The 21,059-nt window shown below is 61.6% G+C and carries 15 protein-coding genes and 1 tRNA gene; 4 read left to right on the top strand and 12 right to left on the bottom strand.

Annotation, left to right across the window (positions count from 1 at the left end; translation table 11 throughout):
- Positions 1–51: 51 nt before the first annotated feature.
- Both E3U23_RS13765 and E3U23_RS13770 read right to left on the bottom strand, forming a co-directional pair.
- A complete protein-coding gene (locus E3U23_RS13765) occupies positions 52–2,127 on the bottom strand; it encodes an NAD(+) synthase (protein WP_279351871.1) in 2,076 nt (691 codons plus the stop codon).
- 70 nt (positions 2,128–2,197) lie between these two features.
- A complete protein-coding gene (locus E3U23_RS13770; RefSeq protein WP_279351872.1) occupies positions 2,198–3,205 on the bottom strand; it encodes a DNA topoisomerase IB in 1,008 nt (335 codons plus the stop codon).
- A gap of 92 nt (positions 3,206–3,297) precedes the next feature.
- On the opposite strand from E3U23_RS13770, the gene yghU reads away from it, so the two are divergent.
- Positions 3,298–4,146 carry a glutathione-dependent disulfide-bond oxidoreductase gene (gene yghU, locus E3U23_RS13775; protein WP_279351873.1) on the top strand — a complete coding sequence of 283 codons (849 nt, stop codon included), beginning with the start codon at positions 3,298–3,300 and terminating at the stop codon, positions 4,144–4,146.
- Positions 4,147–4,161: 15 nt separating this feature from the next.
- Here the strand turns inward: yghU and E3U23_RS13780 are convergent.
- Positions 4,162–4,236: transfer RNA gene (locus E3U23_RS13780), tRNA-Gln, on the bottom strand.
- Between the two features lie 49 nt (positions 4,237–4,285).
- Between E3U23_RS13780 and E3U23_RS13785 the strand changes: the two genes are divergently transcribed.
- The 3 genes from E3U23_RS13785 to E3U23_RS13795 all read left to right on the top strand — a co-directional run bounded on the left by E3U23_RS13785 (position 4,286) and on the right by E3U23_RS13795 (position 7,483).
- The gene (locus tag E3U23_RS13785; RefSeq protein ID WP_279351874.1) at positions 4,286–5,794 is read left to right on the top strand and encodes an acetyl-CoA acetyltransferase; all 1,509 of its coding nucleotides are present in this window, start codon (positions 4,286–4,288) and stop codon (positions 5,792–5,794) included.
- A 50-nt stretch (positions 5,795–5,844) separates the two neighbouring features.
- Positions 5,845–6,642: a WecB/TagA/CpsF family glycosyltransferase gene (locus tag E3U23_RS13790; RefSeq protein ID WP_279351875.1), complete on the top strand. Its 798-nt coding sequence runs from the start codon at positions 5,845–5,847 to the stop codon at positions 6,640–6,642.
- A gap of 67 nt (positions 6,643–6,709) precedes the next feature.
- Positions 6,710–7,483: a glutaredoxin gene (locus E3U23_RS13795; RefSeq protein ID WP_279351876.1), complete on the top strand. Its 774-nt coding sequence runs from the start codon at positions 6,710–6,712 to the stop codon at positions 7,481–7,483.
- Here the strand turns inward: E3U23_RS13795 and E3U23_RS13800 are convergent.
- The 9 genes from E3U23_RS13800 to fdhD form a co-directional block, all read right to left on the bottom strand.
- Positions 7,480–9,486 (bottom strand): TonB-dependent receptor plug domain-containing protein, encoded by a 2,007-nt coding sequence (locus E3U23_RS13800; RefSeq protein ID WP_279351877.1) that lies wholly within the window; start codon positions 9,484–9,486, stop codon positions 7,480–7,482. The two genes, E3U23_RS13795 and E3U23_RS13800, sit on opposite strands and share 4 nt — an antisense overlap.
- A 67-nt stretch (positions 9,487–9,553) precedes the next feature.
- Positions 9,554–9,829: a hypothetical protein gene (locus E3U23_RS13805; protein WP_279351878.1), complete on the bottom strand. Its 276-nt coding sequence runs from the start codon at positions 9,827–9,829 to the stop codon at positions 9,554–9,556.
- A gap of 101 nt (positions 9,830–9,930) precedes the next feature.
- On the bottom strand, positions 9,931–12,360 hold the full coding sequence (locus E3U23_RS13810; RefSeq protein ID WP_279351880.1) for a M10 family metallopeptidase C-terminal domain-containing protein: 2,430 nt from the start codon (positions 12,358–12,360) through the stop codon (positions 9,931–9,933).
- Between the two features lie 112 nt (positions 12,361–12,472).
- Positions 12,473–13,831 (bottom strand): HlyD family type I secretion periplasmic adaptor subunit, encoded by a 1,359-nt coding sequence (locus E3U23_RS13815; protein WP_279351881.1) that lies wholly within the window; start codon positions 13,829–13,831, stop codon positions 12,473–12,475.
- Entirely contained in the window at positions 13,828–15,570 is a 1,743-nt protein-coding gene (locus E3U23_RS13820; RefSeq protein ID WP_279351882.1) for a type I secretion system permease/ATPase, read from the bottom strand. The genes E3U23_RS13815 and E3U23_RS13820 overlap by 4 nt, the downstream gene beginning before the upstream one ends.
- Positions 15,567–17,243: a TolC family protein gene (locus tag E3U23_RS13825; RefSeq protein WP_279351883.1), complete on the bottom strand. Its 1,677-nt coding sequence runs from the start codon at positions 17,241–17,243 to the stop codon at positions 15,567–15,569. The genes E3U23_RS13820 and E3U23_RS13825 overlap by 4 nt, the downstream gene beginning before the upstream one ends.
- An 82-nt stretch (positions 17,244–17,325) precedes the next feature.
- Positions 17,326–19,635, bottom strand: a complete 2,310-nt coding sequence (locus tag E3U23_RS13830; RefSeq protein WP_279351884.1) for an FdhF/YdeP family oxidoreductase — start codon at positions 19,633–19,635, stop codon at positions 17,326–17,328.
- Between the two features lie 34 nt (positions 19,636–19,669).
- The gene (gene mobA / locus E3U23_RS13835) at positions 19,670–20,239 is read right to left on the bottom strand and encodes a molybdenum cofactor guanylyltransferase (protein ID WP_279351885.1); all 570 of its coding nucleotides are present in this window, start codon (positions 20,237–20,239) and stop codon (positions 19,670–19,672) included.
- Positions 20,227–21,027, bottom strand: coding sequence for a formate dehydrogenase accessory sulfurtransferase FdhD (gene fdhD, locus E3U23_RS13840; protein WP_279351886.1), 801 nt, complete (start codon positions 21,025–21,027; stop codon positions 20,227–20,229). Before fdhD ends, mobA begins: the two co-directional genes overlap by 13 nt.
- Between the last annotated feature and the right edge of the window lie 32 nt (positions 21,028–21,059).

Below are 21,059 nucleotides of genomic sequence, written 5' to 3' on the forward strand. Positions count from 1 at the left end.
GGGCGATCCGGAGGGTGGGCGATAGAGCGCCCTTTGCAGGAAACCCGCACTCTAGTCCGGCACGGTGCCCGGCGGAAGGGCGTTTCGCAATTCCGCCAGCCAAACGTCCGCCACGGCATCGCTGGGCGCGCGCCAGTCCCCACGCGGCGAGAGTGCCCCGCCTGCGCTTACCTTCGGCCCGTTCGGCAAGGCGCTGCGCTTGAACTGGCTAAATGCGAAGAAGCGCTTGAGGAACTTCTCGAGCCATTTGGCGATCGTCTGCAGGTCGTATTCGTTCTTCGCTTCCTCGGGGAAATCGATCGGCCATTTCCCATTTTCGATATCCTTCCACGCGTGCCATGCGAGGAATGCGACGTGCGACGGGCTTTGTCCGTACCGCACGATGTGGTGCAGGAAGAAGTCGTTCAGTTCGTAAGGCCCAATGATCGACTGGGTGGACTGGATCTCGCCATCCTCGCCTGCCGGCACCAGTTCTGGGCTGATCTCGGTGCCGACGATATCGAGCAGAATGTCATTCGTGCTCTCGTCGAACTGACCATTCTTCGCGCTCCAGCGGATCAGGTACTGAATCAGCGTTTTCGGAACGCCGGCGTTAACGGCATAATGGCTCATTTGGTCGCCGACGCCGTAGGTGCACCATCCGAGCGCCAGTTCGCTGAGGTCGCCCGTCCCGAGGACGAAGCCGCCATGCTGTCCGGCGAGACGGAACAGGTAATCGGTACGCAGCCCCGCCTGCACGTTCTCGAACGTCGTATCGTAAACCGGATGGCCGTCGGAGAAGGCGTGCCCCATATCCTTCAGCATCAGCTCGGCGGCGGGCTTGATGTCGATTTCCTCCGCCGTGATGCCGGTCGCTTTCATCAGCTTCCAAGCGTTCGATTTCGTGCCTTCCGAGGTTGCGAAGCCCGGCATGGTGTAGCCGCGTATATCGGTACGCGGGCGTCCCAGCCGGTCCATCGCCTTTGCGCCAACGATCAGTGCATGGGTGCTGTCGAGGCCGCCGGAGATGCCGATGGTCAGGCACTTCGCTTGTGTCGCTTCAACCCGGCGGATCAGGGCATCGACCTGAATGTTGAACGCTTCATAGCAGTCGGCGTCGAGGTGGTCGGTCCGGTTCGGCACGAAAGGGAAACGGCGGATCGGGCGTCGAAGGCCGCTATCGGCGCTCGGCGCGTGAAGATTGAAGCTCATCCGGCGATAGGTGTTTTCGGGATGGCCGGCCGCGTCGCAGGCATCGTCCCACGTCTGCATCCTCATCCGCTCGTTTGCGATCCGCTGCGTGTCGATATCGCACACGCAAAGTTCCGGCTCGTGGTCGAAGCGGACGCTTTCGATCATCATATCGCCAAGCTCGTAGATCATGCCCTGTCCGTCCCACGAAAGGTCGGTCGTGCTTTCGCCATAGCCCGAGGCCGAGTAGGCATAGGCGCAGACATTGCGGCTCGAGCTAGCCTTGGTCAGCATGTGCCGTTCGTCGGACTTTCCGATAGTGATGTTCGAGGCGGAGAGATTGAGAACGATGGTCGCGCCCGCCATCGCGGCGCGCGTGCCGGGCTGCAGTGGCGACCAGAAGTCTTCGCAGATTTCCATGCCGAAGGTGAAGCCCGGCATATCTTTCGCATCGAAGACAAGATCGGTCCCGAACGGCACTGTCTTTCCTGCAACGTCGATCTCCAGCCCGATGCAATCGCGCCCGTGCGAGAACCACCGCTTTTCGTAGAACTCACGATAGTTCGGCAGGTAACTTTTGGGCACGACACCGAGAATTTCGCCGTTTGCGATTGCTAGGGCGCAATTGTAGATCCGGCTGTTCCGGCGCAGCGGGGCACCGATCACGAGGACGGGCCGCACCTCTCGCGATACCTCTAGTATCTCGGCCAGATGCAGTTCCACTGCATCGAGCAGAGCGGATTGCAAGTGCAGGTCGTCGAGCGCGTAGGACGAGAGGCACAGTTCGGGATAGAGGAGCAGGTCGACATCCTGCGCGTGCGCCATGCGCGCCTGCTCGATTATGCCTTGCGCATTGTACGCGACATCCGCCGTGCGCACTTTCGGCGTGCTCGTCGCCAAACGGACGAAGCCGTGCGCGTGGCGGTCGTAAAAGGAATGGGTCCGCTCGTCGGCCATCGGTAATCAGCTTCCCTTGCTTGGATAACGCACCATGATGGTTCGCCATCGCTGCGGCAAGAAAAGGTTCTCAGGCGGCCTGCAGCAATTCGAGCGAGTTCGGGCATTCCTGCAGCATCTCGATCACCGCACGTTCCTCGCGCGTCTGCCAACGCGTCGCCCGCGGTAGCTTGAGCGAGGCACGCCATTCCTCCTGCCCATCGACCAGATCGAGCACGGCGGGGTGGATGTAACTCTTGCGGGTGACGGCGGGCGTGTTCCCAAGATGCTCGGCGACGCATTCCAGCAAAGCCTTCATCGGCATCTTGCCATCGCCTTCGCGCAGACACTCGAAGCCCAGAACAGTGGCATGCCAAGTGCGGAAGTTCTTTGCGGTAAATCGCTCACCCATCGCTTCTTCCAGATACTCGTTCACATCGCCGCTATCGACCGCATGGACCGTGCCATCCTCGTCGACGTACTTGAACACGTTCTGGCCTGCCAAATCCTGCATTTTTCGTACCGCCTTGGCGAGGCTCTTGTCCGACAATTTCACATCCTGCATCTTTCCGGACTTGCCCTTGTATCGCAGGCGCAAAGTCTTTCCGGTCACTTCCGCGTGGCGGCGGCGCAAAGTCGTCGCTCCGAAGCTCTTGTTGCGCTCGGCGTACCCTTCGTTCCCCACACGGATCGCGCCGAGATCGAGCAAACGCACCACGCTCGCGACGGCGCGCTCCCACGTCATTTCCTTCCCGCCGTCGAGGTCCTCTTCCACCCGCTTGCGGACCAGCGGCAGCAAATTTCCGAATGCGAGGCACTTGTCGAACTTCTCGCTTTCGCGGGCGGCCCTGAAATCGGGGTGATAGCGATATTGCTTGCGCCCCTTGGCATCGATGCCAGTCGCGAGAATATGGCCGTTCGGCGCGGGGCAGAACCACTCGTCGGTATATGCCGGCGGAAGCGCGATCGCATTTAGCCGCTTCTTCTCGGCCCGATCCTTAATCAGCGCGCCTTCCGGATCGTAATACGCCCAACCCTTGCCCGCGCCTTTGCGAGTGATGCCGGGCAATTCGTCGTCGACGTAAATGAGGTTGTTCATAGCCGGGATGAAACCGCCGATGCGCGAAGCCGGTTCCGCGCCTTGCGACGAACCGCCTGCGCGCCTAGCGCCCTTTGTCAAAGGAGAGTTCGATGTCCGATACCTATACCCCCCCTAAGGTCTGGTCGCACGATAGCGAGAATGGCGGCCGCTTCGCCAATATCAATCGGCCGACCGCCGGCGCGCGCGAGGACAAGGCGTTGCCGCGCGGCAACCATCCTTTCCAGCTTTATTCATTGGCGACGCCCAACGGCGTGAAGGCCAGCATCATGCTGGAAGAACTGCTGGAAGCCGGGCATTCGGGCGCGGAATACGATGCCTACACCATAAATATCGGCGAAGGCGAACAGTTCGGGTCAGATTTCGTCGACATCAATCCGAATTCGAAGATTCCCGCCCTGCTCGACCTGAGCGGCGACGAACCCGTGCGCGTGTTCGAAAGCGGCGCAATCCTTCTGCATCTGGCGCAAAAGTTCGGCGCTTTCCTGCCTACCGGACCGGCGCGTGCCGAAACCTATAGCTGGCTGTTCTGGCAGATCGGCAGCGCACCGTTCATTGGCGGCGGCTTCGGCCACTTCTATGCCTATGCGCCGGAGAAATTCGAATATCCGATCAACCGTTACGCCATGGAAACGAAGCGTCTGTTCGACGTGGCGGACCAGCGGCTCGCGAACAGCGAATATCTTGGCGGTGCGGACTACAATATAGCTGACATCGCGGCTTTCCCGTGGATGGCACCCTTCGTCGAGGGTAAAATCTACGAAGATGCGCGCACCTTTCTCTCCATCCACGAATACACGAATGTTGAGCGGTGGGCGAAGCGGATCGCGCAACGGCCGGGGGTAAAGCGCGGCAGGATAGTCGCAAAGACGTGGGGGGACGAGGACGCGCAACTCCGCGAACGCCATTCGGCCGCCGATTTCGACGGTAAGAGACTCTGACGACCGCGGGTAAGATGGCTGGGGTGGCAGGATTCGAACCTGCGCATGCCGGTACCAAAAACCGGTGCCTTACCGCTTGGCTACACCCCAGCAGCGAGCGCTCCTATAGCGGACCGCGAGCCAATGTGAAGGGGTTGCGATGACAGATAGGACCGATCCGGAACGGACGCCCGTCCTTGTCGGCGTTGGCCAGATCAACGACCGGCCAGCCGATCCCGCCGACGGACTAAACCCTGTCGAGCTAATGGCAGAGGCCTTGCGCGGAGCCGATAGGGATGCAGGCGGCGGACTGCTTGCCGATTGCGATTCGCTCTCCGTCGTCGCGCAGCTCGCCTGGCCGCAATTGTCGCCGGTGCATGAAAAGGTCGCCCGCGCTCTGGGCATCGCTCCGGCGCATTGCGAACAGACCGACAAGCCAAACGGCGACAGCCCCACTCGCCTCCTGCACGAAGGCGCCAACCGCATTGGACGCGGCGAAGCGCGAATCTGCGCAATCACCGGAGGGGAGGCGCTGCGCACCGCAGGCCAGCTTGCCGCGATAAAGCAGACGAAGGGCGACCCGAAACACGACGCGCTACGCGATGCGAGCCACAGGGTGCACAAGGGGTACGCGCAAAGTTACGGCCTCGTCGTCCCCACCGACGTATATCCGCTTTACGAGAACGCCCTGCGTGCGTCGCTCGGGCAAACGCTCGCCGAGGGGCAGGCGGAAAGTGGCATCCTATGGGCCGGAATGAGCGAGGTAGCCGCGAAGAGCGAGGGAGCGTGGTTGCGCGACCCCGTCGCGGCGGAAACCGTCATCACGCCAAGCGCGAAAAACCGTCCCATCGCCTTTCCGTACACCAAGCTCCAGGTCGCCAATGCGTCCGTGAATCAGGGCGCGGGCTTCATTCTCGCAAGCCTTGCAGAGGCGCGGCGGCGGGGCATTGCGGAGGATCAGCTCGTCTATATCGGCCACGGCGCGGCGGCCAGTGAGAACGAGAACTTCCTTTTGCGCGCGGATTACGCCGGGTCGGCGAGCCTGCGTTTCGTCATCGAACGGACACTGACGCTCAACGACCTGAAGCCAACCGATCTCGCCGAAGTCGAACTCTATTCCTGCTTTCCCTGCGTCCCCAAGATGGCGCGACGTGAGCTCGACTGGCCGATAGATCGACCAATCACCGTGCACGGCGGACTCACGTTCGGCGGCGGGCCGATCGGAAACTACATGAGCCACGCGGTCGCCGCGATGGCCGCTAAACTTCGCGGTACGCAGGATAAGGGGCTGCTTTTTGCCAATGGCGGCTATGCGACGCACAACCACGCGATCGTCCTGTCGGGCGCGCCGACCGGAGCGGAATTCCCGCGGCAGTTCGATATGCAAGAAGAGGCGGACAGGCGCCGCAGCGCGATCCCGCCCCTCGTGAGAAACTATGAAGGCGAAGGCGCGATCGAGACTTACACCGTCTTTTACGATGACGTCGGCCGACCGTCGGGCGGCGTCATCGTGGCACTGACGCCGGAAGGCTCGCGCACCCTCGCCCGCGTTCCCGGCACCGATACCTCGTTGATTTCATGGCTGACGTCGGGCGAGGTCGAACCGGTCGGCCAAACGGGATTGCTAAAGCGCGACGAGGCGGGCATGGCCATGTGGAGCCGCACTTAACCATGCTGGACCCCGCCCCCTCCTTTGCCCGGAACGCGTCCGACTTCCCGATGGCCGATCCTTGGAAACCGATCCGCCACGTGCGCGTGGGCGACCAGTTCGTTGCCGTGATCGATCGGCAGGGGCTGGTTAGTGCTGCGCATGAGGATGCGGCTACCGCCGATGAGCAAGGGCGTGTGCGGACCCGGCTGGTGTTCGATTCCAACGGTCAGGGCATCGCCATGGCCAAGACCGATCCGGTCTTTCGTAAAAGTTTCGCCGAGGCGGACCTTGTCCACGCTGATGGGCAATTCATCGTTGCCGTGTCGCATCGCTATTGCGAGCAACCGATACCCGAGCGCGCGCCGACGACCGATATGATACACGATTTCGCCAAGGCCTGCGAAGCCAGCGGACGCAGCTTCTATCTCCTCGGCGCGCGGGAACACACGAATGCCGGGGCCGCCGCGAAACTCAAGGAACTCTACCCCAAGCTGAATATCATCGGGCGGCATCACGGGTTCTTTCAAGGCCGCGAAGAGGAAATCCTCGCCGATATCGATCGCTGTGCGCCCGATTTTCTATGGGTCGGGCTCGGCAAGCCGCTCGAGCAGGAGTTCTGTGCGCAATACAAGCATCGCCTCAACGCGGTGTGGACGATTACCTGCGGCGGATGCTTCAATTTCGTCACCGGGGAATACCAGCGTGCTCCGCTGTGGATGCAGGATGCGGGCATCGAATGGATGCACCGCATGATGACTCAACCACGCCATCTCGCCCTGCGTTATATTAAAACCAACCCGCGCGCCTTTGCCGTCGCGCTCACCCAATCCGGGCGGCAAACGAAGACGATGCGTTTCGCCGATTGATCGGGTTTGAATGTTTCGACCACCAGTCGTTTGCTGATGCGCCGAGTTCAATCAAGAAGGCCGAGCGATGAATGCCATCAACCATCCCGGATCGAAAAAAGCCGTCGTCTATCGCATGGTGATGCCGGGGCACGTCTGCCCTTATGGCCTCAAGACGGTCGATTTGCTCAAGCGCGAAGGTTACGAGACCGAGGACCACCACCTCAAGACGCGCGCGGAGACCGACGCGTTCAAGGCAAAGCACGACGTCAGGACCACGCCGCAGACCTTTATCGGTGGAAAGCGCATTGGCGGTTACGACGATCTGCGCGAACATTTCGGCAAGTCCATCCAGAAGGATGGCGAAACCAGCTATCAGCCGGTGATCGCGATCTTCGCAGTCGCCGCACTGCTGGCATTCGCCTTCAGCTGGTATGCCGAAGGCGCGCTCTTTACCATTCTCGCTTTGGAATGGTTCGTAAGTTTATCGATGAGCTTCCTTGCCGTGCAGAAACTGCAGGATGTGCACAGTTTCTCGACCATGTTCCTGAACTACGACCTGTTGGCCCGCCGCTGGGTGCCTTACGGCTTCGTCTATCCTTTCGGCGAGGCACTGGCGGGTATCCTGATGACGGCGAAGGCGTTGCCGATCGTTTCGGTGCCGGTCGCGCTATTCATCGGGACGATCGGCGCGGTCAGCGTGTTCAAGGCGGTCTATATCGACAAGCGCGAATTGAAATGCGCCTGCGTAGGCGGCAGTTCGAACGTGCCCCTCGGCTTCGTGTCGCTGACGGAAAACCTTTTCATGATCGGCATGGGTCTCTGGATGGGCGCCAAGGCCTTTGGCTGGATCACAATTTAAAGCCGTATGTCGACCCCCGCCCATACGGTGCGCGGCACGCCCAGATCGATCGAACCGCCGCTGTTCCGTGTGACAATTGTATCGTCCGTAAGGTTTTCACCTCGCAGCACCAAAGCCAGCGTTTCAGTTACGGGCAGCCGAACATATGCGCCAAGGGTTGTGAAGGCCGGTAAACGGTCGGTCTCGATATCGTCTTCGAATTGCGCGCCGACATGTTGCACGGTCACGGCGATTAACGAGCGTTCTCCCGCCTGCCATGCAGCGCGGGCAGTCGCCACGAAGCGAGGGGTTTGGGAGGGACGGTTGCCGTCGAGGCCCGGACCACGCGCTTCCGCGTCCGTAAGGGCAAGGGAACTGTCGAACGAAAGCGCGCCGAACTGCAAGCCCCCGCTTGCCTCAATTCCCCGTGCGACGATCGCATCGATATTACGCCGCTGGCGCAGGTTCTCGCCGATGGTAACGTTGGCGATGGCATCGTCGAGCCGGTTGACGAAGCCCGTCACCGATACGCGCACCGAGCCGGTATCGTAATCCGCGCCGATCTCCGCGCCTTTCAACGTCTCGTTGCGCAGATCGGCATTCGCCTGCGTAACGACGGGAAAGACGACGAAGGGGCGATAAAGCTCGTTGAGAGTTGGCAGACGGAGGCCGGAATAGGCGGCTGCGCGAAGGCTGATGTGCGGTCCCGCACGGTATAGCGCGCCGCCGCGAAAGGACGTCTCCCATCCGCTGCGAGCAGGATAGACGATATCGTCCAACACCACCCCATCCGGAGAACGAGTACGGAAGAAGCCGCCACGAATGGTGTAGCGATCTGCGCGAGCCCCCGCAGTCAGGGTCAGATCGCCCAGCATCCAGTCGTCTTCGGCGAAAAGGCCGAAATCGGTATTCGTGCCGCCCGCATTGCGTCGTTCCGTGACGAGGCCGCTCAACGCGCTGATCGCGTCCTCGAATAATTCGCCGTCCGATCGCCGGTAATCGGCACCGACACGCAGGACGTGGTGCCCGCCTATCGGAGGACGAAGCTCGAACTTGCCGCCAAGGCCAGTCGAGGGGGTTTTGCGCTGATCGAGGACTGGCGTGAACCGCGTCGAGCTGATCACGATATTGGCGAAATTCCGCTGCTGGAGATACGCGATCGCATCGAATTCCCAAACGCCGCGTCCTACCAAGCGTACGCTCGCATCCTGCGCTTCGGACAAGCTTCGTGCGCCCTCGAAGCGCAATTCGCGCTCGTCGCGATATAGCAACATTCGCGCCTGCAATTCGATGTCGGGTGCGACCGGCACGACACCGCGCGCATGCAGCGACCAATCGTCGAAGGATGCTCGGGCCGATGCCGGTACGCGCTGATCGACCGGCGTCGTGAAAAAGCCCCGCCCCCGGTCCCAACGGCCCGAAACGACCGCATATCCAGTCCCGAGCTTCGTCGAGGCGGTCGCGCTCGCTTCGGTCTCGGCGCGATTGTCAATCAAACCTCGCGCTTCAAAAGTGGGATGAAGATCGGGAGAGGCGCTGTCCAATTCGATCGTACCGGACAGAGCGCCTGCCCCGAACGGACCCGAACCGCCACCACGCGTCACCCTGATCTCGCCGAGCCGTTCCGGCGCAATGGCATTGAACGGTACATAGCCGAAAAACGGATCGGTCATGGGGACGCCATCGAGCAGGACAAGGGCCCGGGTCGTCGCATTGCCGCCGAGCGCGCGCAGCGTCACGCCCTGCGCGGAAGGATTGGCCGAACGACTATCCGATCGCCGAAACTGCTGAACACCAGCAACCAGCGCAAGCGCGTTCTCGACCCGCCCCGAGGGCTCGCTAACCAGTTCCTCGCGCGTGATCGTCTGCGTATCGTAGGCCGGAGCGGCTGGCGTTTCGCCGAGCCCCCGACCGGTCACTACAATGGTATCGGACGGAGGCGGCTCCGCACTACCATCGGACTGCGCAAATGCTAGCGACGGACACAGCGCAAGGATCGGAAAACAGCAACTTCTGATGAACATGCCGCCCGCCTAGCAATCTCTTTCCGACGCGGCGACTGCCTTCCGGCATCGCCGCAAACCAAATGAATTACGATGCCGAGAGATAGTCTGCCACATTGGCAGCGAAGCGGCGCCATTGCTCCGTGCCGATCGGACGATCCGGGCTATCGAAATTCAATTTGGCAAGACTTGTGCCCTGACGACCGCGTAGATCGACGGACGCGGCGAACGCCGTCAGCATGCTGATCTCAATGGCCTGCACGTCACTCGCTGCAGGCGTCGAGCCCAGCGTCCCGACGAAGATCGCGCAGATAGCCGCCGGGTCGACATCGCCAGCCGCTTTTCTGGAGACAGCGCATTCCATGGGGTTCGGCCTCGAAAATTCGCTCGGTGATGCATTCGCACAAGCCGCGGATAATGCGAATGACACCAAAGCGCATACCGCTTTCTTCAACGGCATTCGGGTTAAGCGAACAGCATATTGTCGAAGTCGCCGACTACCGAGGATGCGGGCGCTTCACCTGCTATCGAACGAAAATCTGTAGCGGAAAGATTGGTACCCGGATCGACGGTGGCAAAGAGTTGCGCCTGGGATGATCCAGATCCATCCGCATCGTAGAAGAGGTTACCGGAACCTCGATCATAGATGATCCGATCTTCCGCATCCGCCGCTTCAGTACCGATATGGAATTCGTTCGCGCTCAGCACGCCGAAACTACGCAAACCTCCGAAATCTCCCGATCGAACGAGAAAGATACGGTCGGAACCCGCTTCGAAATCCGTAATCCTATCCGCGTTAGTGTCGCCGGAATACTGCATGACGAAAATATCAGAGCCGGAACCTCCGCTCAGGGTATCGTTACCGGATCCGCCAATCAGGCGATCGTTCCCCGCCCCTCCTTCAAGCGTGTCACTTCCGCTGTCGCCGACCAATCGGTCCCAGCCCGCTCCACCGAGAATTACGTCGTCGCCGTCCTGTCCATAGAGCAGGTCGTTTGCATTGCCGCCATCGATCAGATCATTGCCCGGCCCGCCGTAGGCCGTGTCCTCGTCGTCGTGACCGTAAATACGGTCATTTCCGGCTCCCCCAATCAGCGTGTCCTTACCAGCATCTCCGCGCAGAACGTCCCAGCCATCGCCACCGCGAAGGGTGTCGTTGCCATCTCCTCCACGCAAGATGTCGCTACCGAAATTGCCATCGAGCGTATCGTCACCGGCATCTCCGTTCAGCGTATCGTTGCCGTTGCCGCCGGCGAGAGTATCTGCTCCGTCTCCGCCGTGTATTTCATCGAAGCCGTTGGAGCCCGATATCGTATCGTTTCCAGCGTCTCCGAACAGAATGTCGTTGTTTAGTCCGCCACGAATGCGGTCATTGCCGTCTCCGCCGTAGATCGTGTCGGAGCCAGTACCACCGAGCAAATCGTCGTCGCCCAAATCGCCATAAATTGTATCCGGCCCTGCCATCCCACTAATGCGGTCGTTACCTGCGTTTCCGCGCAACGAATTGCTGCGATCATTGCCGAAAATCTGATCGTTCCCCGATCCGCCAATTGCCGCTTCGATGATGGTGCCGCGGGCGATCGAAATATTGCCGCGTTCGGCTCCGACCGAGGAAAAGGTTTCCTGACCAAGATCGATGACCTGATCAGTCCCGTATCCGCTGTAATCGAGCGTGTCGTAACCGCCGCTATCGACAATAGTGAATGCAACGTCCGAGAACTTGGTCGCGTCGAAAATATCACGGTCGGCATTCGAATTGAAACCGTAGGTGGTATTACCCAGCCGCGTGTCGGTCGCGATGCCATACAGACGGCCGATTGCCACGATATCCGCGCCCATCGGCGTCACCAGCGGTGCGCGGGTAAACCCTTCAGCCGCGAAATACGAGTTCTCGCGCTGATCGAAATACGACATCACCGTCGTCGACCACGAATCGTTCAAAAACAGGGCATCGGCCCCGTAGCTGGCATTCCCGTTATAATTACCCGCATGGCCGAGCCCCAGCGCATGGCCGATCTCGTGCACGTAGGTCTGGAAGGAATAGCTATCGAGACCGGTTCCGTACTGGGCGACCCAATCGCTTGACACATTGACCGTCGAAGACGTGATGGTCGAGCCGATCCGTGTGGAATCGGCAAAGGCACCATCGCCTGTGTTCTGAAAGACGATCTGGCCGCCACCGCTGATTTCGGTGAACTGAATGCCGGTGATATCGTGCCAGACTGCCAACGCCTCGCGCGCCAAGGTACGTTCCGGAGCGGACAACGCGGTAATGTTTACCGTAAGCCCTGCACCGTTAACGGAGAACGAGCGGCTCGACCCACCCCAGTATCCATTCGTCAACTGATCGGCGATCTGATCGTTGGTGTACAGCTGCAGCGGTACACTTTCATTCACCGAAACAGTATATTGCCCGGTATACTGACTGGCGAAGGAATCAGCTTCAATGTAATACGTGCCCGATCGCGCTGCCGTGAAACGCAGAAGCGAGTTGAGGCCTCCCCCGCCATCATCGTTTTCCGTTAGTAGAGATCCGTTTGCGTCGAACACGCGCAAATAGGGATCGTACAACGGATCACTGCCCGAACCATGCAGCGAGATATCGATCGTATCCCCGCCGGTCAGTTCGACCCGGATCCAATCCCTGTCGCCAACGAAGCCAAGCTCGCTGGTCAGACTTCCTCCGACGGCGATCGAGGCAGTTGTCGATGTATTGGCTGCGATGTCGGGGCCGGTTGCGTGGACCGGACCAATTTCCTGGCTGACGGCGTCGTGCGCATTCGAGAACCCGGAGCCGACATCGAAAAGAAGTTCCTCATGGGCATAGTCGGTGATCAAAGTGGCCGCGGCGAAGCCGCCTGGCGCCGCTTGCCACCCGGCCGCCGATTTCGCCACTGCGAGCGAGGACAGCGAAGCATTGCAAACCGAACACATATGAAGAACCCTCAATCCCGAATCGGCAGTTGCTTTATCCGCAACGTCCTTACCTGATCCTGAATCCGGCGCGTTATTCGCGGAACGCTGTCTCGCTCAGGCGGGTAATCGGGGTCAGGATATATTGAAGAACCGTTCGCTTGTCGCCCAGTAGGCTGACATCCGCGACCATCCCGGTTCCGATCTCCAGTTCGCGTCCGCTCGGTCCGGTCAGCGCGCTGTCGTTGGTGGCTACGCGGACGAGGTAATAGATCTCGCCTGAGTTCGGATCGACGATCGAGTCGGGCGAGATCGTCTGCACCTCCCCTTCCAGCGTACCGTACACCGCCTGATCATAGGCCGAGATGCCGACTTTGGCACGCTGGCCTAGCCGAACGGAGCCAATATCTTGCGGACTGATGCGGGCCTCAATCAGCAGGGTGTCGTCGTCGGAGACGAGTTCGACCACCGGCTCACCGGGGGAAACGGCGCTGCCTTTGGTCGTCACCAACACGCGGCTCACCTGCCCCGTCGTCGGCGCGCGCAGAGTCGTGCGTGCGACCCGCTCCTGCAGCGCCGGCAAGGTGCTCGCGCGTGCTTCGTAATCGGCCTGCGCAACGGCGAGTTCGCCGGCCGCCTGCTCGCGCCAATCCTGGCGGATGCGGGCAAGGTTGGCGCTGGCTTCGGCGACCTGCGAACTCGCTTGCGACAAGGTCGCACGCGCCGCCGCGAGATCGCTCTGGGCGGTCGCCTGCTGCGATTCCGCACGGGTCAGCGTCATGCGCGGTTCGATGCCGTTCTCAACCAGGGGGCGCACGGCATTCACCTCGTTCTGCGCCTGCGACAAAGCCGATTGTCGAGCCTGCACGGAAGCACGGGCTTGCTCTACGCCCTGGCGCGCATTTTCGATCTGCGCCTGTCCTGCAGATAGAGCGCTGCGCAATGCTGCCTGCCGAGAGGAATAGAGCGACCTTTCGACCTGCAATTGCTGCGCGGCCTCCATGTTCGCCGGTTGCGGATAGGCAGGCGCACGACCCGCAATCTCGGCCCGCAACCGCGCGATCTTCATATCGAGGGCAGCGGCGGTGGCGGACGAACTGCCGAGTTCCGCGCCGCTTTGCGTCGGATCGAGCCGCACGAGAGCCTCGCCTTCCTGTACCCGTTTGCCGGGCTGGACCAGAATATCCTCCAGCACCCCGCCTTCGAGGCTGGTGACGACCTGTAATTGCGAGCTCGAGATCACCCGCCCCTGCCCGCGCACCGTCCGGTCGATTTCGGCGAAGGCGGCCCAAATGAAGATCACCACAAAGAAGATCGTGATGCCCCAGAAGAGAATGCGCGAAGCCTTGCCCGGATCGAGATCGGCGATCCGATCTTCGACATGGCGCGGTTCGTCGTTGTCTGGAACCTGCCGGACCTGGTTGTCGAGCGGGAATTCGTTGGGGGCGTTCATGCCTGGCGCCTTATCGGTTGGGTGCCTTGGTTGAGCTTTGCGAGCACTTCGTCGCGCGGACCGTCGGCGACGACCTTGCCGCGGTCCATGATTATGATCCGGTCGACCAGCCTGAGCAGGGGCTGCCGATGGGTAACGACGACCAGCGTGCGACCGGCGAGCTCGTCGTCGAGCCGCACGATCAGATCTCCCTCGGACTGCGCATCCATCGCGCTCGAAGGTTCGTCCATCACCATGATCGGCGGCTTACCGGCCAGTGCACGGGCAATCGCGACCGACTGCCGCTGTCCGCCAGATAGGCCTTCACCCCGATCGACCAGTTTGAGATCGTATCCGTTGGCAATGTTGGACACAAACAAATCCGTTCCCGAAACGCGCGCGGCGCGCAGCATCTCGTCGTCGTCGATATAGGGGCGCTCGAGCACAATGTTCTCGCGAATGGATCCGGAGAACAGCGCCGGCTCCTGCAAAACCGAACCGATGCGCGCGCGGACGGAATAGGGATCGAACTGGGAAATATCGATGCCGTCGATCAGCACCATGCCTTCCTGCGGCGGATAAAGACCAAGGATCATGCGCGCGATGGTCGACTTGCCAGACCCGACCCTGCCGAGCAGGGCAACATGTTGGCCGGGCTCGATCTTCAGGCTGACATTGTCGAGCGCCGGAGCGCTCGCGCCGGGATACGAGAAGGTAACGTTGCGCAGTTCAATCGCGCCTGCGGTATTGCCGAGCCGGATCGGCTCTTTCGCAGGACCTTCGACCGGCTGTTCCATCAGAGTGCGAACCTGGCGATAGGCGGTGCGCGTCGCGGTGATGCGCCCGACAAGCTGCGAAATCTGCGCCAGCGGGGCGATGGCGCGGCCCGCCAGGATCGAACATGCGATGAGACCGCCGAGCGTCAGGTTGTTGTTCGCCACGGCAAACACGCCGACGACAACCACGCCGGCATAACTCAGAATGCCCGCCGTCGTGGCGAAGGTCGTCCCGACGGACGAGATCAGCCGCTGGCGCATATTGCTGCGCGCATGCTCGCGGACCGCTCCGGCCCAGCGCCGCTTGAGCATAGCATCCGCGCCGGACACCTTCACATGCTCGATGCTGCCTACGGTTTCGATAAGGACGGACTGCTTCAAGAGCCCTTGCCCCAAAGTGGTCGCCGCGATGCGCTGCAGCGCCGGTTGCGCCGCCAGCCCCACACCGATCACCAGCGGCACCATCAGGGCCGGTACGAGAACGACCCAGCCACCGATGATCGCGACGACAATCAGCGTGATAACGATGAACGGCACATCGACAACCGCGACCAGCGTAGCCGAGGCGAAGAAATCGCGGATCGTTTCCAGCTCGCGCATCATGCCGGTGAGGTGTCCGGTCGATCCCTTGCGCAGTTCCAGCCGCATGGCGAGCAGGCGGGAAAACACATCCTCCCCGACTTCCTCATCGATCTTGGCGCCGGCATGGTCGACGAAATAAGCGCGCAGCAGCTTGAGGATGAAATCGAAGATGATGATGACACCGAGGCCGATGGAGAGCGCCAGCAGCGATTCGTACGCCGCATTGGGCACGACCCGGTCGTATACCGTCATGGTGAAGAGCGCGCTGGCGAGTCCGAACAGGTTGATCAGCACGGCGGCGATGGCAACCTTGCTGTAAGTCCGCCAGTTGCGCCGAATGGGCACCATGAGCCACTCGGCAAGGCGCTTGTTCGGGACGGCAACGAGGTCTTGGTCGCTCACAGCGGGATCTCCGTTTCCTCGATTTCGAGCAGTTCGCTCATCCGACCGGTGCGCAGGATGAGGATGTAGCGCGCCGCATCGAGCTCGGCGAGCGCACGAATGTATGATCCGGCGGCATTGAGGTAGATGCTTTGGGAGTCTGCGACGTCGAACAAGGTGCCGCGAAGTGCGCCGAAGCGCGCGACCACGATATCGCGGGATTGCCGGGCGGCGCGATAGGCTTCCTCCAGCGCCGCGACCTGCGCTTCCAGCGCCTGCACATCGGACCAAGCGATTGCCGCGTCGCGCGCTGCTTCCTCACGAACGCGGTCCGCTACGGCAATGGCGGCGTCGGCATCGGCATCGGCCGCACGGGCTCGCGCCCAGACGCCGCCGCCGAAGAAGCGCCAGCCGAGATTGATGGTGCCGCGAAGGTCGTAATCGATCCGGTCTTCGAGAAATCCGTAGCGCCCGTAATCCACCCGCCCGGTGACATTGGGCAATCTGCGTGCCTTCGCCGCGCGCGCGTCCTGTTCGCGCGCCTTGGCAAGTTCCTCGTAAGTTCTGACTTCGGGGATGTCCTGCGAAGCGGCTTGTGCCCAATCGAGCGAAATGTCCCCCTCGCCTAGCATTGGAGGTCGCATCAGACGGGCGGGTGGCTCGAACCCGCTGAGCAGCCGGAAGCGTGCCTCCGCGCCTGAAAGCTGGCGCCGTGCCTGCGCCAACTGCACGGCGCCCTGCGCACGAAGCGACGCGACCCGCGAGCGATCTCCTTCCGCTGAGACGCCGAGTGCAATTCGCCGGTCGATGGCATCGTCCAGCCCGTCCTGCGCCGAAAGGAAACCTTCGTACAATCGTTCCAGCGCCTGGTAACCGAACACCTGCGTCCACGCGATGACCATCTCGCCCGCGACTTCACCGACCCGCGCCTCGCGCTGAAAGCCGGCTGCCCGCAAACGCGCCGACGCCGCTCTCGTACTGGCCAGCGCGCCGCCGAAGTCCCAGACTGGCTGGACCAACTGCAGCGTGAAGTCGGTCCGCCTGCGCGGGCGCGACCTTTCGATGAGGTTTTGCGGATCGTCGGTGAACTGGCGATCGAATGTGCGGAAGCTCGCCACATTCATATCGATGACCGGCAACAGCCCGCTCCGCGCTTCGGTCACGCGCGCTTCGGCGGCATCCTCGAGCGCCAAGGCCTCGCGCGTCGTCGGGCTGTCTTCAAGGGCCGCTACCACGATCGCGCGGAACGTATCCGCGTCGGCCGACGAATCAGCGAGAGCGAGAACCGGATCGCCGGCAAAGTCGATATCGAGCGGCGCGGCGACCGGCTCGGGAAGATCGGTGACCCCCTGTGCCTGCAAATCGGGGTCGAGATCGGGCCCCTGCATCGGAGCGGGACTTTCGACAGGACCGGTCGCCGACATGGGATCGGCCGGAACGGGATCCAACACCGGCTCTGGATCGCTAACCGATGCGGACGGCGTCGAGGGCGCGGCGGTGACCGGCTCGGGCGCCGTATTCGGCCGGTCCAGCGGTGATTGGGGAGGCGGTGCGGTGTCGACAGGGTCGGCGGGCGGTGCGTCCTGCGTAAGGATCGACGCATCGGGCGCGATGGTTTGCGCCGCCACCGGACATGCGAAGGCCGACGCAGCCGCGCCCGACAATATTGCTGCAAAGCGCCATGTGCGCGTCATGCGTCCCCAATCGTCCCGTAACGGCACAAGCCGATAGCAGGCGATAATGGCGCAGTAACCTTAAATTCCGCTTAAAAATGGGTCAGGCGGGTTGTGTCACCAGTCTCACGGGAATGCCCTTGCTGGCCGGGGTCTGCGACAGCTTATCGTGATACCAGAGCGGCACCAGCGGATTGAGCTCCGGGAAGTAACCCGCCAACGTCCCGGACGGCAAATCGTATGGCTTGACCTTCAGGCCAGACACGGCGCGGCGCCGGTCGTCCTTGCCGTCAGGGGCATCGGCAAGATCGGTGACGAGGGCTACTTCATCATCCTCACGCAATCCCTGTGCCTGCATGTCCTCCGGCCGCATCATGACGATTTTGCGGCTTCCCGAAAGGCCGCGCAGGCGATCGTTGTGGCCGTAGATCGTCGTGTTGAACTGATCGTTCGACCGCAGGGTCACGAGATGGAACCGCCCCTCCGCATCGCCGATTCCGCAAGCGTTGAGGACGCTCGGATCGGTAAATTCCGCTTTTCCGCTATCCGTCTTCCAGATGCGTTCGCGTGCCGGATTGCCGCGGAAAAAGCCGCCGGGCTCGTTCATGCGCTCGTTCATGCCGTGAAAGTCGTCGGGATAGGTCGCGGCAATGCAGTCGCGAATCTTGGAATAGTCCTGCGTCCATTCATCCCACGCGAGCTTGGGGTGGCTGCCCTGAAGGGTTGCTTCCGCCATCCCCGCGACGATTGCCGTTTCACTTTTCAGGTGCGGGCTGGCGGGCGTGCGATTGCCCCTGCTGCCGTAAATATGGCTGAAGCTGTCCTCAATGCTCACGAACTGATTGCGATCGCCTTGGAAATCCTCTTCCGAGCGGACGAGGCATGGCAATATCCAGCTTGCCTTGCCGGGCCGGCAATGTGTGGAATTAAGCTTTGTGGCGATATGGACGGTCAGGTCCATTTTCGGCCACGCCTCATGCACGCGCTCGTGATCGGGCACAGCATTGGAGAGATTGCCGCCGAGGCCGATATAGCCCTTGTTCGATCCGTCGATCACCGCTTCGAGGAACGGCACCGTAGCATGCCCATCCCGTTCAGGCGTTTCGAGATCGAACAGTTCGCGATACTTGTCGACCGGCGCGAGGGCCGTCTTCTCGGTAATGCCGACCGTGCGTTGGCCCTGTACGTTCGAGTGCCCGCGGATCGGCGAGCATCCGGCGCCCTGTCGACCGATATTACCCTTCAACAATAGCAGGTTGACCAGCAATCCGATGCCTTGCGAACCGTGCACGTGCTGGGTGATGCCCATGCCGTAAATGCCCATGACATTGTCGGCTTCGGCATAGTAATCGCCGGCCACTTCCATTTCCGCACGCGACAGCCCGCTTTCGCGTTCGAGGTCTTTCCAGTCCGTCGCTTCGATCTTGGTGACGAAATCTTCAAAGCCCGTTGTATGCTGAGCGATGAACTCCGTATCCAGCACACGCGCACGCCCTGCCGCCTGCGCTTCCTTGTCGGCATCGAGCACGCGCTTGCACACGCCCATGAGGGCGGCGATGTCCCCGCCCGGACGGACCTGGCAATACATATGATCGAGCTTGGTCGATTTGCCGACCGTCATCTGGATCGGACTCTGCGGATCGACGAATTCGCGCAGGCCTTTTTCCTTGAGCGGATTGAAAACGATGATCTTGCAGCCGCGCTGTACCGCCTTCTGCAAGGTGCGAAGGATGCGGGGGCTGTTCGTGCCGGGATTCTGACCGAGATAGAAGATCACGTCGACGTGATCGAAATCGTCCATCTGGCAGGTGCCGACCGGCGAGCCGATCACCTTCTTCATGCCGACCGAGGTCGTCTCATGGCACATGTTTGAACTGTCGGGCAGGTTGTTGTGGCCATAGGCGCGAGCGAACAGCGCGTAGAGATAGGACGGCTCAAGCGCGGCCTTTCCGCTGGCATAGAACGTAACCGCCTTGGGGTCGAGCTTGCGCAATTCCGCGCCGATCTCTTCGAAAGCCGTCTGCCAATCTGTTCGCTCGTACTTGTCCGTTTGGGGATTGTATTTGAGCGGTTCGGTTAGGCGGCCTTCCTTCTCGAGCTTGTAATCGCCCCATGTCAGCAATTCCGAAACGGTATGCTGGGCGAAAAATTCCGGCTCGCACCGCTGCATCGTCAAATCCCAAAAGGTCGCCTTCGCGCCGTTCTCGCAGAATTCGAGCGCATGCGGATCTTCCGGTTTCGTCCACGCGCACGAAGTGCACATCATTCCGCCGGGCTTGTTCAAGTCCTTCAGCGTCAGCAACGCGCCGGGCGAAGCCCGCGACGACAATTCCGACTTGGTGACCCCTTCCAGTGACCCCCAGCCCCCGGCGGCCTGTTTGTATTCCTTGGGCTTTGGTAGGTCGTTTGCCATGATCGGTCCTTACGTAGTTCGCCGGAAAAAGCGGCTATTTAGCAAAAGGTTTTGCGCTAGCGCCGTTCCCTTCGCCCTCGTAGCTTTCGAGATCTTCGCGGGTGTTGATATTTCCGAGTTTGCGCGAAAGTTCGACCCGCCGCGCCCCGCAGGCATTGGCGAACGCGATCAGCGAATGCTGCTGTTCGCTCGCCAGAAGCGCATCGAGCACTGCGATATCCGCCACTCGCCACAGCCCGACTACGGGCTGCGCAGCGACGCAAGCTGGCGCCGGTGTCAATTGGCGAACCAGATCGACTGGGAGCTTGGGGATATCGACAGCACAGGTAAGAACATAGGGCAAGCCGAGATCGCGGGCATGGCGAAGTGCGCCCGAAATACCGCCCAGCGGCCCCAAACCGGGGCGCGGCCAATCGGCCACGGTCTGGACCGGCGCGCTTCGCCGGCCGACGACGCACACGGCGTTACACTGGTCTTTCAGCACCGCCACAGCGCGGTCGAGAAGTGTTTCGCCGCCGATCTTCGCAAGCGCCTTGTCGCTGCCGAAGCGCGAAGCTTCCCCGCCGGCCAACACTGCGCCGAGCACTCGCATCAAGCGAAGCACCCGTACGGATCGTTCATGACCAGCGCCGCATCGCTACGCGCGAGCGAGACCAGCGTCAGGCGCGCAGCCGCAGCCCGTTCGACGGCGAGATCGCTGGCGGCGGAAATCGTCACCAGCGCCGGGCACCGCGCCCTTACCGTCTTCTCAACCAGCTCGTACGAACATCGTGCAGACAGCAGAATGAAACCGGTCGCCGGATCGCCGGCTTCACGCGCAAGATGGCCGACCAGTTTGTCGAGCGCATTGTGGCGCCCGATATCCTCGCGGGCGGCCACGATACGCCCTGTCCCATCGCAGAATGCGGCGGCGTGCATCGCGCCGGTTTCGCGGCCCGCAGGCTGATGGTCGCGCAGGTTGGCAAGCGCGATGGCAATCGCCTCGCGCGAGATGGCCGGAGTATGGGCAAGCGGCTGGAGCGGCCGAAGCACTTCCTCGATACTTTCCAGGCCGCACAGACCGCAACTTCCCTCGACCAGTCGAAGCCGCAGCCGCTCCTGCAACATATTGCCACGTTCCGCAGGCAAGGCGATCCGCACGATGGTCCCGCGCGCGACCTCTGCCACCTCGATGGTTTCAATCTCGCCCGCATTCGTGGCCAACCCTTCGGCCAGGGTGAAGCCGACTGCATAATCGATCAGGTCCTGCGGCGATGCCATCATCACCGCGTAACCCAACCCGTTATACTCGAACGCGACCGGAGCTTCCTGCGCGAGCGACCGCGCGCACGGTGCGCTCGTCCGCTTTTGGAAATCGATACGCAAAATCGGGTTGGCGGCGGGCCGGTTCATCGCAGGCCATAGTAGAGGGAGCGTTTTGCAAG

It is taken from the genome of Erythrobacter litoralis, assembly GCF_029760855.1.
Lineage (GTDB): Bacteria > Pseudomonadota > Alphaproteobacteria > Sphingomonadales > Sphingomonadaceae > Qipengyuania > Qipengyuania litoralis_A.

Coding starts and splice junctions, on each gene's coding strand:
- E3U23_RS13800 (WP_279351877.1), bottom strand. CDS start 9,486: ATGTTCATCAGAAGTTGCTGTTTTCCGATCCTTGCGCTGTGTCCGTCG.
- E3U23_RS13770 (WP_279351872.1), bottom strand. CDS start 3,205: ATGAACAACCTCATTTACGTCGACGACGAATTGCCCGGCATCACTCGC.
- E3U23_RS13790 (WP_279351875.1), top strand. CDS start 5,845: ATGGCCGATCCTTGGAAACCGATCCGCCACGTGCGCGTGGGCGACCAG.
- yghU (WP_279351873.1), top strand. CDS start 3,298: ATGTCCGATACCTATACCCCCCCTAAGGTCTGGTCGCACGATAGCGAG.
- E3U23_RS13830 (WP_279351884.1), bottom strand. CDS start 19,635: ATGGCAAACGACCTACCAAAGCCCAAGGAATACAAACAGGCCGCCGGG.
- E3U23_RS13805 (WP_279351878.1), bottom strand. CDS start 9,829: ATGGAATGCGCTGTCTCCAGAAAAGCGGCTGGCGATGTCGACCCGGCG.
- E3U23_RS13765 (WP_279351871.1), bottom strand. CDS start 2,127: ATGGCCGACGAGCGGACCCATTCCTTTTACGACCGCCACGCGCACGGC.
- E3U23_RS13795 (WP_279351876.1), top strand. CDS start 6,710: ATGAATGCCATCAACCATCCCGGATCGAAAAAAGCCGTCGTCTATCGC.
- E3U23_RS13825 (WP_279351883.1), bottom strand. CDS start 17,243: ATGACGCGCACATGGCGCTTTGCAGCAATATTGTCGGGCGCGGCTGCG.
- E3U23_RS13785 (WP_279351874.1), top strand. CDS start 4,286: ATGACAGATAGGACCGATCCGGAACGGACGCCCGTCCTTGTCGGCGTT.
- fdhD (WP_279351886.1), bottom strand. CDS start 21,027: ATGAACCGGCCCGCCGCCAACCCGATTTTGCGTATCGATTTCCAAAAG.
- E3U23_RS13815 (WP_279351881.1), bottom strand. CDS start 13,831: ATGAACGCCCCCAACGAATTCCCGCTCGACAACCAGGTCCGGCAGGTT.